Source organism: Pseudoclavibacter sp. RFBI5 (assembly GCF_002931395.1).
In the GTDB taxonomy this organism is placed as follows: domain Bacteria; phylum Actinomycetota; class Actinomycetes; order Actinomycetales; family Microbacteriaceae; genus Pseudoclavibacter.
Window position 1 is genome coordinate 241,062 of sequence record NZ_PSYA01000002.1, and the last position, 15,923, is coordinate 256,984.

General features: G+C 69.2%; 15 protein-coding genes. 7 read left to right on the forward strand and 8 right to left on the reverse strand.

Going from position 1 to position 15,923, the window contains the following annotated elements:
• Nucleotides 1-56: 56 nt before the first annotated feature.
• Complete coding sequence (locus C5E06_RS01775) at nucleotides 57-992, reverse strand: dihydrodipicolinate synthase family protein (RefSeq protein ID WP_104305807.1); 936 nt, start codon at nucleotides 990-992, stop codon at nucleotides 57-59.
• Nucleotides 993-1,169: 177 nt separating this feature from the next.
• Here C5E06_RS01775 and C5E06_RS01780 point away from each other — a divergent pair, with 177 nt between their 5' ends.
• On the forward strand, nucleotides 1,170-2,210 hold the full coding sequence (locus tag C5E06_RS01780) for a LacI family DNA-binding transcriptional regulator (RefSeq protein ID WP_104305808.1): 1,041 nt from the start codon (nucleotides 1,170-1,172) through the stop codon (nucleotides 2,208-2,210).
• A gap of 258 nt (nucleotides 2,211-2,468) precedes the next feature.
• On the opposite strand, the gene C5E06_RS19120 is transcribed toward C5E06_RS01780, so the two are convergent.
• Nucleotides 2,469-3,023 carry a TetR/AcrR family transcriptional regulator gene (locus C5E06_RS19120; RefSeq protein ID WP_104305809.1) on the reverse strand — a complete coding sequence of 185 codons (555 nt, stop codon included), beginning with the start codon at nucleotides 3,021-3,023 and terminating at the stop codon, nucleotides 2,469-2,471.
• A 54-nt stretch (nucleotides 3,024-3,077) separates the two neighbouring features.
• Here C5E06_RS19120 and C5E06_RS01790 point away from each other — a divergent pair, with 54 nt between their 5' ends.
• Together C5E06_RS01790 and C5E06_RS01795 are read left to right on the forward strand one after the other, a co-directional pair.
• Nucleotides 3,078-4,598 (forward strand): MFS transporter, encoded by a 1,521-nt coding sequence (locus C5E06_RS01790; RefSeq protein ID WP_181062855.1) that lies wholly within the window; start codon nucleotides 3,078-3,080, stop codon nucleotides 4,596-4,598.
• 192 nt (nucleotides 4,599-4,790) lie between these two features.
• Nucleotides 4,791-5,819 (forward strand): ATP-dependent 6-phosphofructokinase, encoded by a 1,029-nt coding sequence (locus C5E06_RS01795; protein WP_104305810.1) that lies wholly within the window; start codon nucleotides 4,791-4,793, stop codon nucleotides 5,817-5,819.
• A 111-nt stretch (nucleotides 5,820-5,930) separates the two neighbouring features.
• Here the strand turns inward: C5E06_RS01795 and C5E06_RS01800 are convergent, their stop codons facing one another.
• Genes C5E06_RS01800 through purS form a run of 3 tightly spaced genes read right to left on the reverse strand, consistent with a single transcriptional unit; the run spans nucleotide 5,931 to nucleotide 7,534 of the window.
• On the reverse strand, nucleotides 5,931-6,437 hold the full coding sequence (locus tag C5E06_RS01800) for a DUF3817 domain-containing protein (RefSeq protein WP_146081272.1): 507 nt from the start codon (nucleotides 6,435-6,437) through the stop codon (nucleotides 5,931-5,933).
• Between the two features lie 33 nt (nucleotides 6,438-6,470).
• On the reverse strand, nucleotides 6,471-7,175 hold the full coding sequence (purQ, locus tag C5E06_RS01805) for a phosphoribosylformylglycinamidine synthase subunit PurQ (RefSeq protein WP_104240145.1): 705 nt from the start codon (nucleotides 7,173-7,175) through the stop codon (nucleotides 6,471-6,473).
• Nucleotides 7,172-7,534 (reverse strand): phosphoribosylformylglycinamidine synthase subunit PurS, encoded by a 363-nt coding sequence (gene purS / locus C5E06_RS01810; protein ID WP_104240146.1) that lies wholly within the window; start codon nucleotides 7,532-7,534, stop codon nucleotides 7,172-7,174. Before purS ends, purQ begins: the two co-directional genes overlap by 4 nt.
• A gap of 165 nt (nucleotides 7,535-7,699) precedes the next feature.
• Between purS and C5E06_RS01815 the strand changes: the two genes are divergently transcribed.
• From C5E06_RS01815 to C5E06_RS01825, 3 genes are all read left to right on the forward strand, one after another.
• Complete coding sequence (locus tag C5E06_RS01815) at nucleotides 7,700-9,103, forward strand: AI-2E family transporter (protein ID WP_104305812.1); 1,404 nt, start codon at nucleotides 7,700-7,702, stop codon at nucleotides 9,101-9,103.
• 38 nt (nucleotides 9,104-9,141) lie between these two features.
• The gene (locus C5E06_RS19125) at nucleotides 9,142-9,960 is read left to right on the forward strand and encodes a hypothetical protein (protein ID WP_181062856.1); all 819 of its coding nucleotides are present in this window, start codon (nucleotides 9,142-9,144) and stop codon (nucleotides 9,958-9,960) included.
• Between the two features lie 276 nt (nucleotides 9,961-10,236).
• Nucleotides 10,237-11,349 (forward strand): transaldolase family protein, encoded by a 1,113-nt coding sequence (locus tag C5E06_RS01825; RefSeq protein WP_104305814.1) that lies wholly within the window; start codon nucleotides 10,237-10,239, stop codon nucleotides 11,347-11,349.
• Between the two features lie 333 nt (nucleotides 11,350-11,682).
• Here the strand turns inward: C5E06_RS01825 and C5E06_RS01830 are convergent, their stop codons facing one another.
• Nucleotides 11,683-12,396, reverse strand: a complete 714-nt coding sequence (locus C5E06_RS01830) for a TetR/AcrR family transcriptional regulator (protein WP_104305815.1) — start codon at nucleotides 12,394-12,396, stop codon at nucleotides 11,683-11,685.
• Nucleotides 12,397-12,489: 93 nt separating this feature from the next.
• Here C5E06_RS01830 and C5E06_RS01835 point away from each other — a divergent pair, with 93 nt between their 5' ends.
• Entirely contained in the window at nucleotides 12,490-13,971 is a 1,482-nt protein-coding gene (locus C5E06_RS01835) for an MFS transporter (protein WP_181062857.1), read from the forward strand.
• Nucleotides 13,972-13,993: 22 nt separating this feature from the next.
• Here C5E06_RS01835 and C5E06_RS01840 read toward each other — a convergent pair whose 3' ends face one another.
• Both C5E06_RS01840 and C5E06_RS01845 read right to left on the reverse strand, forming a co-directional pair.
• Complete coding sequence (locus C5E06_RS01840) at nucleotides 13,994-14,302, reverse strand: DUF1905 domain-containing protein (protein ID WP_104240152.1); 309 nt, start codon at nucleotides 14,300-14,302, stop codon at nucleotides 13,994-13,996.
• Between the two features lie 49 nt (nucleotides 14,303-14,351).
• Nucleotides 14,352-15,893 carry a SulP family inorganic anion transporter gene (locus tag C5E06_RS01845; protein WP_181062858.1) on the reverse strand — a complete coding sequence of 514 codons (1,542 nt, stop codon included), beginning with the start codon at nucleotides 15,891-15,893 and terminating at the stop codon, nucleotides 14,352-14,354.
• Between the last annotated feature and the right edge of the window lie 30 nt (nucleotides 15,894-15,923).

Sequence of the window (15,923 nt, forward strand, 5' to 3'; positions counted from 1 at the left end):
GCAGCAGTCGACGCCAAGCGTAGGGGCAGCGACCCTGTTGTCGCTGCCCCTCCCTGCTAGGAGGCGACCGTCACGCGGTCGAGTCCGGCGATGGCGAATGCCTCGGCGATCTCGCGGTCCGCGCCGTCGGCGAGGGGCAGCAGCGGGGTGCGGACCGTGGCGTGGTCGAGGATGCCGCGGTGCACGAGGCCCCACTTCAGCGCGACGGTTCCCTCCATGTGGGAGCCGCGGTGGTAGACGTTCTTCGTGACGGGCAGGAGGCGCTCGTGGATCTCGTGCGCCCGGTCGTAGTCGTGCGCCTTGCCTGCCTCGATGAGCTCGACGAGCGCCTCAGGGGCGATGTTGCCGTAGCCGACGAGCAGGCCGTCGACGTCGAACATGGTCGGGAGCAGGTACTCGTCGTGGCAGGAGAGGATCTGCAGCTCCGGGTATGCGGCGCGCAGCGCAGGGATCTCCGTGTACCACCGGCGCATGTTGCGCACGCCGTTCTTCGTCGCGAACACGCCCTCCTGGCCGGCGATCTCGAGCTGGGTGTCGAGGTTGTAGCTGGCCTTGGTGTTGTCGGGGTACTGGAAGAGGATCAGCGGCAGTCCGCTCTCCTCGTAGATGTCGCGGTAGCGCGTCTGCGGTGCGCCGTCCTGGTAGCCGAAGCGCAGCCACCCGTGGGACGGGTAGACGAGGCCGGCGGATGCACCCGCATCCACTGCGCGCTTCGCTTCCTCGGCGGCGACGGCGTTGCCCTCCTGGGTGATGCCGGCGACGATCGGGATGCGCGAGTCGACCGATTCGCGGAAGGCGGCGATGACCTTCGCCTGCTCGGACTGGGTGAGGAAGGTGCCTTCGCCGGCGTGGCCGAGGACGACGAGGCTCTTGACGCCGTCGACGGAGCCGAGCCAGGAGCCGAGGCGCTGGATGGCGTCGTAGTCGACGGCTCCGTCCTCGGTGAAGGGGGTGACGGGGGCGGGGGAGAGGCCGCGGAGGTCGATCGACATCTTGTCTTCCTTTGCTCATCGTTGAGGTGGTGGGTCCTGCTCGCCGCTGCCCTCTCGGGCTGATGCAAACGTTTGCAGGAACGATTGCAAGTCTTCATGCAAACGTTCCCGATGTCAAGGGTCGAGTCTGGAGATTCCTGCCGGGCAGGCGTCGAGGGCCGGGATACACTCCTCCGCATGAGGCGAAACGACAGTGCCGTTGCCCCCGGAGCGGGCGAGCGACGAGTCGTGACCCTCAAGGAAGTCGCGGCCGAGGCCGGCGTCAGCATCTCCACCGTGAGTCGCATCCTGGACGAGCGCACCGCGCAGTCGCAGTCGGCGACCGCCGTGCGGGTCCGCGAGATCGCGAACGAGCTCGGCTACCGGCGCAACGTCTTCGCATCCCAGCTCCGCCGCGGCTCGACGAGCACGATCGGCGTGCTGGTGCCGCGCCTCAGCGACACCGTCATGGCGCTCATGTACGAGGCTATCGAGCGTGCCGCTGCCGCGAGGGGCTACGTCGCCGTCGTGGCCACCACGGGGGACGACGCCGAGGGTGAGCAGCGCGCGGCCCAGGTGCTGCTCGACCGCAACGTGGACGCGCTCATCATCGCCTCGTCTCGCCGCGTCGACAGCTTTCCCCAGTCGTTGCAGGAGTCCGGCATCCCGCTCGCCCTCGTGCTGCGCACCGACGGCGTCAGCCCCTCGTCGCTGGGGGACGACGAGGTCGGCGGGTATCTCGCCGTGCGCCACCTCGTCGACCTCGGCCACCGCGACATCGCGCTCGTGACGGGTCCCGACTTCACCTCGAGTGCGCGTGACCGCCTGGCGGGCGCCCTGCGGGCGGCGCGCGAGGCCGGCATCGAGATCCCGCCGCATCGCATCGCGGGCGACGGCTTCCGCATCGAGCACGGTGCGGCCGCGGCCGAGCGCATCCTCGCCGCGACCGAGACGCCCCCGACCGCGATCTTCGCCGCCAACGACAACCTCGCACTCGGGGTCATGGCGGCCTCGCACCGACACGGTCTGCAGATCGGCACCGACCTCGCGCTCGTCGGCTACAACGACGTCCCCCTCGCCGAGGCTCTGCCCGTGCCGCTGACCTCCGTGCGCACATCGTTCGACCAGATCGCCACGACGGCGCTCGAGCTGCTGCTGACGCCAGGGATCGGGTCCGTCATCCGGCGCGCGATGCCGACGCTCATTCCGCGCACCTCCAGTTGCCCGCCCCCGCGCTGAGTCGCGGCGGCTGGCAGGACGCCGGGCGCTCGCGGCAGCCCTGACCAACATGAGTGCGATATGCGGCAGATCTGAGGCGTGATGCCCGCGTCGGCCCGATAGTGCACGGATGCTGGTCACGTCCTGCGCTCAGGGCGCCCGCTGCCCGCTCGTGCCCTGCGTGACCGGTGACCAACTTCCGGGATGGATGCGGGTGCGCGGCGCTGGCCGTGCCGTGTTGGCGCGCGTGGTCCCGCAAGCTGGCCAGTCGGATGGCGGCTAGTCGTCGAGCAGGTCGAGGAGGGTGCGGATGATCTCCTCGCGTTCCTCGTCGCTCGGCAGGAGCTTCGCGGCCTCCGGCAGGCTCTCGCGCGACTCGGTGACGAACGAGCTCGAGTGGTAGAGGCCGTCGCCGAGGAGCTTGGTCATGTGGGCGACGAGGGGGCTGCCGGTCGACTCGAGGATCGCGTCGTGCCAGGAACGCTCGAGTTCGAGGATGGCGCGCGTCGCGCTCTGGTTGCCGTTGCGGGAGAGGTTCATCGCGGCGAGCCAGGCCGTGTCGAGCTCGTCGCCGACGGAGCTGCTCATCTCGATGAAGTGCCGGACGGTCGACGCCGCGTCGCCCTGGAGCTGTTCTGCGCTGGCGCGCGCCATGCCCGTGAAGCGCTCGATGAGGGCGTCCGCCAGTGCCTCCTTGGAGGGGAAGTGGTAGATGAGCCCGCCCTTGGAGACTCCAGCGATGCGGGCGACCACGTCGAGGGTGGTCGCGGCGACACCCACGGTGGTCAGCGACTCCTCGTAGGCGTCCAGGATCCGGTCTCTAGCTGAACTCATGGCCGCCATCCTACAGTTGCCAACTGTACCGTCTGGTCGGTATAGTCCTCTTTCATGACCACAATGATCGAACAGCGCGCGGGCCGGAAGGAATGGCTCGGCCTCGCGGTGCTGATGCTCCCCGTCCTCCTCGTGTCGATCGACAACACGGTCCTGAGCTTCGCCCTCCCGTACATCGCCCTCGACCTCCAGCCGAGCGCCGCGATGCAGCTCTGGATCATCGACATCTACCCGCTTGTCCTCGCGGGTCTGCTCGTCACGATGGGCTCCTTCGGCGACCGCATCGGACGCCGGAAGCTGCTCCTCATCGGCTCGACGGGCTTCGCGCTCGTCTCCGTGCTCGCAGCCTTCTCCGTCTCCGCCGAGATGCTGCTCATCTCGCGGCTCCTCCTCGGCTTCTTCGGCGCGATGATCATGCCCTGCACGCTCTCGCTGCTGCGCGGCATGTTCCACGACCGCGCCCAGCGCCGCCTCGCCATCGCCGTCTGGGCGACCGGTTTCTCGGCGGGCACGGCCATCGGCCCGATCGTCGGCGGCGTGCTCCTCGAGCACTTCCACTGGGGCTCCGTCTTCCTCATCGCCGTCCCGTTCCTCCTGCCGCTCCTGATCTTCGCTCCGCTGCTCGTCACCGAGTCGCGCGACCCGAACCCGGGCCCCATCGACGTTCCCGCGATCCTCCTCTCCATGGCGGCCCTCGCGCCCATCGTCTTCGCGATCAAGCACACGGCGACCGACGGCATCGACCTCATCTCGGTCGGCGCGCTCCTCATCGGCGTCCTCTCCGGCTGGCTGTTCGTGCGTCGCCTGCTGAAGCAGGAGAACCCGATCCTCGACATGCGCCTCTTCGCGGTGCCCGCCTTCACGGGCTCCGTGCTCGTGAACCTCGTGAGCGTCGTCGCGCTGGTCGGGCTCCTCTTCTTCCTGTCGCAGCACCTGCAGCTCATCCTCGGCCTCACGCCCCTGCAGGCTGGCCTCATGCTGCTCCCCGGAACCGTCACGATGATCGTCGCCGGGCTCCTCATCGTGCGTGTCGTGCGCCGCGTGAAGGTGCACATCGCCATGGCGTTCGGCCTGGGGCTCGCGTTCCTCGCCTACCTCTCGCTGGCGATCACGGGCGGCTCCGCCCCGCTGTGGATGCTCGTCGCAGCATTCACGCTCCTCGCGGCCGGCATCGCGATCGCCGAGACCCTCTCCAACGACGTCATCATCGCGAGTGTCCCGCCCGCCAAGGCCGGGGCAGCATCCGCCGTCTCCGAGACGGCCTACGAGGTGGGCGCGGTGCTCGGCACGAGCGTCCTCGGCGGCGTGCTCACCGCGAGCTACCGCTCCGGGATGGTCGTCCCGGAGGGGGCGACGGCCGAGCAGGCGCATGCCGCTCGCGAGACCCTCGCCGGCGCCGTGAACGTCTCGAACGAGCTCGAGGCCGGCGGCATGACCGCTCAGGCGCAGACGCTCCTCGACTCGGCGTTCCACGCGTTCGACGCCGGCAGCACCGTCACGTCGGCCGTCGGAGCCGTGCTCATGGTGGGCGCGATCATCCTCGCGCTGCGCATGGTCGGCAAGGCCACGGCCTAGCCGACGGCGCGCGCTGCGCCGCCTTCGACCGGTCTCCGAAATCGCGCAAGCCACCCGGACCCGGTACTGTCGCTGTCGAGCCGTCTTCCAACGCAGGAATCCGCTTCTGCACTGAACTCGTTTCCGTGGGGTGGGCTACTCGACCGTGATGGCTGTTTGCGAGATTTGCCACACCCAGAGGAGAGCGAACGCATGAAGATCGGACTGCTGACCAGCGGCGGCGACTGCCCCGGACTCAACGCTGTCATTCGCGGCAGCGTGCTCCACGGCATCAAGACCTACGACAACGAGTTCGTGGGCTTCCGCGACGGCTGGCGCGGTGTCACCGAGGGCGACATCATGGACCTCCCTCGCACCAAGGTCCGCGGCCTCGCGAAGCAGGGTGGCACGATCCTCGGCACGTCCCGCACCAACCCCTTCGACGGGCCGAACGGCGGCCCGGAGAACATCGCCGTGATGCTGGAGCGTCACTCGGTGGATGCGCTCATCGCGATCGGCGGAGAGGGCACGCTCGCGGGAGCCAAGCGCCTCGCTGACGCCGGCATCCCCGTCGTCGGCGTGCCGAAGACGATCGACAACGACCTCCAGGCCACCGACTACACGTTCGGCTTCGACACGGCCGTGCAGATCGCGACCGACGCCATGGACCGCCTCCGCACGACCGGCGAGTCGCACCACCGCGTCATGGTCGCCGAGGTCATGGGTCGCAACGTCGGGTGGATCGCCCTGCACTCGGGTATGGCCGCTGGCGCTCACGCCGTGCTCATCCCGGAGCAGAAGGTGCCCATGACGCAGGTCGCCGAGTGGGTCTCCGAGGTCCACCAGCGTGGGCGTTCGCCGCTCGTCGTCGTCGCCGAGGGCTTCATCCCCGAGGGTATGGACGAGGTGCTGTCGCAGGGCACCGAGGTCTCCGGGCGTCCGCTGCTCGGCGGCGTCGGCGACTACGTCACCGCTGAGCTCGAGAAGCTCACGGGCATCGAGACCCGCAACACGACGCTCGGCCACATCCAGCGCGGCGGCGCCCCGACCGGGTTCGACCGCGTGCTCGCGACCCGCTTCGGTCAGTACGCCGTCGACATGGTCAACACGAAGCAGTGGGGCAACATGGTCGCCCTCCGCGGTACCGAGATGCAGACGGTCGCCTTCGAGGAGGCGCTCGACGGCCTCAAGACCGTGCCGCAGGATCGCTGGGACCAGGCGAAGATCTTCTTCGGCCGCTAGGCCAGAGGCCCCCGGGCCGAGACGAGCGAAGAGGGCGGATGCGCGTGCATCCGCCCTCTTCGTGTCGCTTGGCGTTGACGGTCGGCTGCTCCCGACGGGCGAGTAGTGGTTCTAGTGGGCGCCGGTGGGGCCGACGAGGGCACCGCTGAGGGAGCCCGTGAGGATGACCACGGCCAGGACGATGACGGCCGCGCTCATGGTGATGGGGCGGTCGACGAACCAGCGCACGATGCGCTGCAGCGATAGGCCCTTCGACGGGGCCTCGCGCCAGCCGCCCTCGAGCGCACCGCGCCGTTCTGCCCACCAGTCGTAGACGAGCGTCGCGAACGGCGGGATGGCGGCGAACCAGCCGAGCCCGAACATCCACCACGGCCAGCGCTGGTTGATGCCGACGAACGCCGTGACGACGAGGTAGACCATGAACATGGCGCCGTGCAGCGAGCCGCCGACCGACACGAGGACATCGGTGGTCTGCGTCACGTACTTCAGGAACATGCCAGTGAGCAGCAGGGCCCACGTGATGGCCTCGCCGATCGACACGGCCCGCAGGAGGATCCGCGGGGTGAGCCGCCGGTCGTCGGCCGGGGCCTCGGGCGAGGTCGCCTGGGTCTGCGTCATCGGCTGCGCTGCGCTCTGCGTCTGCGACAAGGTCTAGACGCGCGCGAGCAGCGCCTCGACGGCGCTGCGGAAGATCGGGAGCCCATCGAGGCCCGATGCCATGTGGGTTGCCGTGTCCGGACCGAAGCCGAGCTCGACCGCGTGCTCGGGGTGCGGCATGAGGCCGACCACGTTTCCGCGCTCGTTCGTGAGACCTGCGATGTCGTTGCGGGAGCCGTTCGGGTTGACGTCGACGTAGCGGAACGCGACCTGGCCCTCGCCCTCGATGCGCGCGAGGGTCTCGTCGTCGGCGATGAAGCCGCCCTCGCCGTTCTTCAGCGGGATCGTGATCTCCGCGCTCTTCTCGTACGCGTTGGTCCAGACGGTGTCGTTGTTCTCGACGCGCAGCACCTGGTCACGGCAGACGAACTTGCCGTGGTCGTTGCGGATGAGCCCGCCCGGCAGGAGGTGCGCCTCGGTGAGCATCTGGAAGCCGTTGCAGATGCCGAGCACGGGCAGACCCGCGTTGGCGGCCGTGATGACCTCGGCCATGATCGGCGAGTGGCTCGCGATCGCGCCGGCGCGGAGGTAGTCGCCGTAGCTGAACCCGCCGGGGAGGATGATGGCGTCGACGCCGTGCAGGTCGTGCTCGCCGTGCCAGAGCGCGACGGCCTCGCCGCCCGCAAGGCGAACGGCGCGCTGGGCGTCCCGGTCGTCGAGCGAGCCGGGGAAGGTGATGACGCCGATGCGGGGGCTCATGAAGCGGAGCCCTTCGACTGCACCTCGGCGGCGATGACCGACGCGAGAGAGTCCTCGGTCTCGACCGCGGCGTCGTCGAGCTCGTCGGCGTCGTCCGGGGTCTCGGTGCCGTCGGGCAGCACGTCGATGGAGATGACGTCCTCGATGACCCCGTTGGCGAGGAGCTCATCGGCGACCTGCGAGATCTCCTCCATGAGCTCGGCCGTGACCTCGCGGTCGGTGGTGATCTCGAAGCGCTTGCCGACGCGCACGTCGTGCAGGTGGTCTTTGCCGAGGCGCGAGAGTGCGCCCGCGACGGCCTTGCCCTGCGGGTCGAGAAGTTCCTGCTTCGGCATGACGATGACGACGATCTTGGGCATCGGGAGCGGCTCCGATTCGATGGAGGAAAGAGACGCCCCCAGCTTACCGTCAGGCGCGGATGCGCGAGGCTCGTCCACAATGTCGGTGCACACGCATAGCCTTGTCACATCTTCGCGACGGCGGGCACCTCCGCCGCTCGCCTCACCGACCTTCTGGGAGCATCCATGAGCGACAAGCTCAAGCGCCTCTTCGGCCGCGACAAGCCAGCGGCTCGCCCTGCGCTGCCGGCCCCCTCCGCATCTTCCGTGGCCGCCCAGCTGGCGGCGCAGTCCGCAGGGCCGGTGGAGCACCTCGAGGCCCCGGCCCGAGACGAGGTCATGGTCGGCGGCAGCGCCGTGCAGGCGTACGCGCCCGACGACGGCGAGGGCCGCGGGCGTCGCCCGACGAGCGTCGGCGTCATGTGGACCGACCAGCTCGGACGAGTCGCCACCCGCGCGCTGCAGGGGCTGGTCATCGTCGCGGCCGCGACACTGCTCATCTTCGCGGGGCTGCAGGTCACGATCGTCGTCATCCCGGTGCTCCTCGCGCTCATCGTGTCCGCCGCCGCGTGGCCCATCATCAAGTTCCTCACGTCCAAGAAATGGCCGCCGGCGCTGGCGACCGTCACGGTGCTGCTCGCGATCATCGTCTTCCTCGGCGGCGCCCTCACGATGGTCGTTCTGCTTGTGCGGAACCAGTGGTCCGAGCTCTCCGAGCAGGCCGTCCAGGGGTTCAACCAGGCCATCGAGTGGGTGAACGCGACCTTCCCCATCACGATCAATCAGGACCAGATCAACGAGTGGCTCGGGCAGGCTCAGGACTTCATCTTCACGAGCCAGTTCGGCAACGCCGCCGCGAGCGGCCTCACCGCCGGCATCTCCGGCGTGACCACGTTCATCACGAGCGGCGTGCTCTTCGTCGTCATCCTCTTCTTCTTCATGAAGGACGGCCCGCTCATCTGGGGCTTCCTCACGAAGCCACTCAAGGGCGCCAACCAGCGCCGCGCGCGCCTCATGGGGTCCCGTGCGGTGGAGGTCATGGGCGGGTACGTGCGCGGCACGGTCATCGTCGCGCTCGTGGATGCGGTGTTCATCGGCATCGGACTCGCCATCGTCGGTGTGCCCCTGGCCTTCCCGCTCGCGGTCCTCGTGTTCATCCTCGCGTTCATCCCGATCGTGGGAGCGACACTCGCGGGTGTCCTGGCCGCGCTGGTGGCGCTCGTCACGAACGGGCTCGTCCCGGCCGTCGTCGTCGTCGGAATCGTCGTGCTCGTCAACCAGCTCGAGGGCAACTTCCTCCAGCCGGTCGTGCTCGGCAAGTCGCTCAAGCTGCACGAGCTCGTCGTCCTCATCGCGCTGACCGTCGGCACGATCCTCGGTGGCATTGTCGGCACGCTGCTCGCAGTGCCCGTTGCGGCAGTCAGCTGGGCGCTCATCCGCGCCTGGTACGAGCCGCTCGAGAAGCTGCAGGAAGACGAGGCGGTTCCCGACGACATGCGCACGCGGTTGCCTTGGCGCAAGGACCTCGGCGAGGAAGATGCTGCTATCGGCGCTGCCTCCGACGCCAAGGGCTCGAACGCCGACGCCTGATGTGGAGCCAGCTCACCCGGGGGATCCGGAGCAAGGGGATGCTCGCCGAGCTCAGCTCGGCAGGCATCGCGGTGGCGGTCCTCGTCGGCGTCTGGACGCTGTACACGATCGCCGACGTCACGCAGTTCCCGTACGACGCCTCCACATGGTCCTACGCGGGCATGGGCGCTCCCGCGCTCCTCGGCATCTGGCTGATCGTCGAGCTCCTCAGTCTTCCTGACACCCCGGATCGCCCGCTGCTCGGGCGCTTCATGGTTCGCACGATGGTGGTCGGGCCGGTGCTGTTCACGGCCGCCTGGCTGATCGGTTCGCTGCTCCTGCTCGTGCTGACGCTGACTGGCGGCATCGTGCCGGAGCTCAACGAGACGGAATCGCCGGTCGCCGAGCTCCTGCTCAACGCCTTCCTCACCTGGCTGGTCGGGTTCGCCGCCGTGCTCTGCGGGGCGCTTGTCGGCCTCGTCTTCGTGGTACTTCCGGTCCTGTCCTGGCGTGATCCCGCGCGGGCGGCGTCGATCAACGCCGAGCCAGCGCCGAAGGGGAGCCTCGCCAGGGCCCGGCTCGAGCGGATGACCTTCGCGGGCATGCTCATGCTCATCTTCCTCGCCCCGTCGCTGTGGGTGTCCGGCGAGAGCAACGCTCGCGGGCGGAACGCCGTCGAGGCGTTCCAGAACACCTGGCTCGCGATCGTCGACTTCGAACCGTCCTGGTGGGACCGCTACCTGTGGGACGTGCTCTGGGTGCTCGGGATGCTCAGCGCCCTCCTGCTCGTTGCGTCCGTCGTCGCGGTCGTGGTCATGCGGAAGCCGCAGAAGGGCGAGTCGCCGAGGGGGCGCGCCGCCGACCGCGGTGGCGAGTAGCGGTCCTCGGGCGCCTGGATGTAGGCGGGCTCGCCGCTCGCCGCACGCCGCTCGCCGCTCGTTTCTCGCCGTCGTGACGCGCGGACCTCTCGCGCACCCAAAACCTGTTGTGATAATGTCAGGACATATGCGGCAGGCGGGTATCGGCCGACACGGACTCGAAGGCGAGCATCCACGTCGGTGATGGTTCGCGAGGCCTGGCGCCTCGGACCTCGGGGTGTGCGGCCGCCGCGGCACCGGCGAACCCGGCCATCCGCCACCGATGAGGAGAACAGCATGACCCTGCTCGACACAGCGCCGTCCAGTGACAACGGCACTCCAGCCACGAAGCTCGCACCCCTCGCCTGGGCGGCGCAGAACACGAAGACCGCCCTCTGGAACGACTCCGCAGACCCCGAGGAGCTCACGAGGTCCATCGAGTTCGGCGCGGTCGGCGCCACCTGCAACCCCGTCATCGCCTTCGCGGCCATCAAGAAGCGCCCTGACGTCTGGGGCCCGCGCATCAAGGAGATCGCGGCGCAGAACCCCACGTGGGGCGAGTCGGAGATCGGCTGGCAGGCCGTGCGCGACCTCTCGATCAACGCGGCCCTCCTCCTCGAGCCGGCGTTCGAGCGCAGCGGAGGCCGCAACGGCCGCCTCTCCATCCAGACCGACCCGCGCCTGCACCGCGACGCAGCTGCCCTCGCCGACCAGGCCGAGGAGTTCTCGAAGCTGGCGAAGAACATCATCGTGAAGATCCCCGCCACGAAGACGGGTATCGAGGCCATGGAGGAAGCCGCCTACCGTGGCGTCAGCATCAACGCGACCCTCAGCTTCACCGTGCCGCAGGCTGTCGCGGTCGGCGCAGCCCTCGAGCGCGCCCTCGAGCGCCGGGCCGCCGACGGTCTCCCCGACCAGGAGTTCGGGCACGTCGTCACCATCATGGGTGGGCGCCTCGACGACTGGCTCAAGAAATGGACGACCGCCAACCGCATCCTCGTCACTCCCGGCATCCTCGAGTGGGCGGGTGTCGCGGCGCTCAAGCGCGCGCACGCCGTGTTCCAGGAGCGCGGCTACCGCAGCCGTGTGCTCTCGGCGGCATTCCGCAATCAGCTCCAGTGGTCGGAGCTCGTGGGCGGAGACCTCGTCGTCTCGCCGCCGTTCGACTGGCAGGCGCGCATCAACGAGAACGACATCCCCGTCGCGGATCGCATCGGCGTTCCCGTGGAGGCCGGGATCCTCGAGGAGCTGAACACCCTCAGCGAGTTCCGCCGGGCCTACGAGGTCGAGGGCATGACCGCTGAGGAGTTCCAGGACTTCGGCGCGGCACGCAACACGCTCCGCCAGTTCCTCGACGCGGATGCGCAGCTCGACGCGCTCGTGCGCGACATCCTGGTGCCCGCCGCGTAGCGTGCGCAGGTCTGCCGTATCCGCTTCCTGAACTGAGTTCGGCCGCGCCGCGTCGCGACACCCGGAGCGTGCCGAGCTCATCCCGCCTGCTGCTCGATCAGTGGGGCGGCGCAGGGGAGGGGCCGTCGTTTTCTCGCGAGGAAAGCCCAGGCGCCTCCCCTTCTGCGCGCCTCGCGCATGAGGGCCACTGCTTTTGGAGTGCCCCGGCCCCGTCCGCCCTCTCGGGCCCTCTCCCGCCCCTTCTCCTCCCCAGAACCGCCACAAGAGTGAGGGAGATGCAGGCTTCTCGCCTCGGGCGGGTGCTTCTGGCTGACGCTTGCTTCTGGCGGATGCTCAGCTCGTGGGCGCGCCGCGCTTGGCTGCAGGCAGCACGACGTTGTCGATGATGCCGATCAGGAAGTCGCGGTCGGGGGAGCGGCGCAGGATGAGTGTGCGAAAGGCCGCCATGGCCGGTGCGATCGTGCTCAGGGTGTCGAGGTCGACGTCGGCGGAGATCTCCCCCCGCTCGATCGCCCGCTCGAAGATGGCGCGGTTGGCGGCTGCCCTCGGCGCGACGATCGCCTCCTGGGCCGCCGCGGCCATCTCTGGATCGCGGGCGATCATCGAGACGACCCCCGTCATGACGTTGAGCTTGCGCTCGGCGTCGCGGATGCTCGGTGAGCGCACCAGCGCGACCAGGTCGCCCCGCAGGGAGCCCGTGTCCGGGAGTGCGGCGAGGTCCAGGTCCTTCGACTTCATGCAGGCGACGGCGTCGAGCACGAGGTCTGACTTCGAGGCCCAGCGTCGGTAGAGCGTGGCCTTGCCGGCCTTTGCGCGGGTCGCGACCATGTCGATCGTCATGCCGTCGTAGCCCGTCTCGGCGAGCACATCCAGTGCCGCTTCGAGGATGTCGGTGTCTCGCGTGTGGTCACGCTTGCGGCCGAGCCTTGGCTTCTTCTCGGCGCCTGCCGGGGACTGCGAGGTCGGTGCCGCGGGTGCGGTCGCCGCTCCAGTCGCCTCGGTCGCCGGTGCTGCGGGGGAGCTGTCGGCGAGGTCAGTCTGCGTCATCGAAACCACCTCTCGTTGTGGTCACAGCCTAGCTCGCGACATTACGAAACTCAAGGTATCCGAAACGACTCAGTCTCGTATATGGTGAGCCGCATGTCCGAAACCTCAACCCCTGCGACCGACGGTCGCCGCTGGCTCACGCTGATCGTCGTCGGCCTCGCCCAGCTGATGGTGGTCCTCGACGCGACGGTCGTCAACATCGCCCTGCCGTCTGCGCAGGCCGACCTCGACTTCTCCGACGGCCAGCGTCAGTGGATCGTCACCGCGTACTCGCTCGCCTTCGGAAGCCTGCTGCTGCTCGGAGGTCGCCTCTCCGACCTCATGGGCCGCAAGCGCACGTTTGTCATCGGCCTCATCGGCTTCGCGATCGCCTCAGCACTGGGCGGTGCCGCGCCCTCGTTCGAGCTGCTCGTCGCAGCCCGAGCACTCCAGGGAGTCTTCGGCGCGATGCTCGCCCCCACCGCCCTCGCCGTGCTCACCACGACCTTCACGATCCCGAAGGAGCGCGCCCGCGCCTTCGGCGTGTTCGGCGCGATCGCCGGCGCAGGCGGAGCTGTCGGCCTGCTCCTCGGCGGCGTGCTCACCGAGGCGTTCGACTGGCGCTGGAATCTCTACATCAACGTCGCCATCGCGGCCGTCGCCCTGGTCGGCGCCGTCATCTACGTTCCCTCCATCTCGCGCTCCGGCCCGCGCCCGAAGCTCGACATCCCGGGCACCCTCCTCGTCTCCGGCGGCCTGTTCGGCCTCGTCTACGGCTTCTCGAACGCCGAGACCGACGGCTGGGACTCCCCGCTCACGTGGGGCATGCTCGCGGGTGCCGCGGTGCTCCTCGTTGCGTTCGTGCTCTGGCAGGCGCGTGCCGGGCATCCGCTGCTGCCGCTCTTCATCGTCCGCGACCGCAACCGCGGTGCCGCCTACCTGTCGGTCATGATCGCCGGTGCCGGCATGTTCGGGATCTTCCTCTTCGTCACGTACTACCTGCAGCTCACGCTCGGGTACTCGCCGATCCAGACCGGTCTCGCGTTCCTGCCCATGATCGGGATGCTCGTGCTCGCGGCTCAGCTCGGCACGAACCTGCTGGTGCCGCGCTTCGGTCCGAAGGTGCTCGTCCCGATCGGCATGACGCTCGGCGCGAGCGGCATGGTGTGGCTCACGTTCCTGGATGCGTCGAGCACGTACGCGGGGCACGTCATGCCGCCGCTCATGCTCATCGGGTTCGCGATGGGCACGATCATGCCGGCGTCGATGCAGACGGCGACGCTCGGTGTCGACCGCCAGTTCGCAGGCGTCGCGTCGGCCATGGTCAACACGAGCCAGCAGGTGGGCGGGTCGATCGGCACGGCCCTGCTGAACACGCTCGCCGCGACCGCCGCCGCCGACTACCTCGTCGAGCACGGGCCCGCAGCGGTCGGCGACTCGATGATCGCGAGCTACGCGGCCGCCTACTGGTGGGGTGCAGGCTTCTTCGCGGTCGGGGCAGTGGTCTCCGCGCTGCTGTTCCGCCGCCGCGGTCAGGGCGCATCCCTCAGCCAGGAACCGGCGGAGGCAGGGGCAGCTCCCGTACTCGCGCACTGAGAGTGTGGCTGGATGCGGCCCCCTACCGCTGCGGGTCCTCCACGTCGACGAGCCGCACCTTGCCGACGACGGGCGCATCCAGTTCGAGTCCCTCGGCCTCCCGCACGGCCTTCTTGATGGGCAGGATGTAGGTGGCGTCGCTCGGGAAGATCGAGGTGCGCCACGTCGATCCGCCGACGGTCGCCTCGACCCGCACCGAGCCGAAGCCGTGCGTGAAGCGCTCCGTGGCCGCGGCGATCCTGTCGGAGGCGTCCTCGCTGAGGCTCACGAACGTCCACAGCTCGCGCCGCTTCTCCCAGCGCCACAGCGGATTCGAGAACGAGAACTCCATGCGTCCATGATCGCGCACGGGGGCGGCGAGCGGCGAACCCTGAGCGGCTCTAGTGTCCGCCGCCCGGCAGCACATCGCGCATCCGCTGCAGGCGGGTCTCGCTCTCGTCGTTGAGGCCGACGACCTCCACGGAGGCGCCGTGCTTCTCGTACTTCTCGATCACCGCGTCGAGGGCGGCGACCGTCGACGCGTCCCAGACGTGCGCCGCGCTCAGGTCGATGACCACGCGTGCCGGGTCGGCGGCGTAGTCGAACTGCGCGTAGAGGTCGTTCGAGGAGGCGAAGAACAGCTGTCCCGTCACCGCGTACGAAGCCACGGCGCCGTCTTCCGAGAGCGTGCGGCGCACCTGCACGACGTGCGCGACGCGGCGCGCGAAGAGCAGCACCGCGCACAGCACGCCGGCGCCGACGCCGATCGCGAGGTTGTGGGTCGTGACGGTCGCGACGACCGTCACGAGCATGACGGCGGTCTCGCTCAGGGGCATGCCGCGCAGCGTCGACGGGCGGATCGAGTGCCAGTCGAACGTCGCCCAGCAGACGAAGATCATCACGGCCACGAGCGCGGCCATCGGGATGAGCGCCACCAGGTCGCCGAGCAGCACGACCAGCAGGAGGAGGAAGACGCCGGCGAGGAACGTCGAGATGCGCGTGCGAGCGCCGGACGCCTTCACGTTGATCATCGTCTGCCCGATCATCGCGCAGCCGCCCATCCCGCCGAAGAAGGCGGTGATGATGTTCGCGGCGCCCTGCCCCCACGCCTCCCGGGTCTTGCTGGAGCGGGTGTCGGTGATGTCGTCGACGAGCTTCGCCGTCATGAGCGACTCGAGCAGCCCGACGAACGCCATCGCGAGCGCGAAGGGGAACAGCAGCTGGAGCGTCTCGAAGGTGAGGGGCACATCCGGGATGAAGAACCCGGGCAGCGTGCTCGGCAGCTCGCCCTTGTCGCCAACGGTCGGCACGGTGACCGACGCGAGCACCGTGATGAGCGTGAGCACGACGATCGCGACAAGCGGGGCCGGTACGGCGGTCGTCAGCCGCGGCAGACCGAACACGATGACGAGCGCGAGCGCGGTGAGCGGATACACGAGCCACGGCACCCCGAGCAGCTCCGGCACCTGCGCAAGGAACACGAGGATCGCGAGCGCGTTGACGAAGCCGACCATCACCTGGCGCGGGATGTAGCGCATGAGCTTCGCCACACCGAGCACTGCGAGGAGCACCTGCAGGACCCCCGCGAGGAGGACGGCGGCGATGAGGTAGTCGAGGCCGTGCGAGGCCATGAGGGGCGCGATCACGAGGGCGACGGCGCCCGTCGCCGCGGAGATCATGGCGGGCCTGCCGCCGAGGATCGCGATGGAGACCGCCATCGTGAAGGAGGCGAAGAGGCCGACCCGAGGGTCGACCCCCGCGATGACCGAGAAGGCGATCGCCTCGGGGATGAGCGCGAGCGCCACGACCAGTCCACCGAGCACCTCGACCTTGAGGAGGCGCGGCGACCGCAGGGTGCGGAGCACCGACTGGCGCTGCTCGGGGGAGAGCGCGGCTGGGGCCGCCGAAGCTGCAGCGGGCGCGGAGGCGTGGGAGGAGGTCACGGCAAAGTTCCAGTCTCGAAGGGAGGAGCG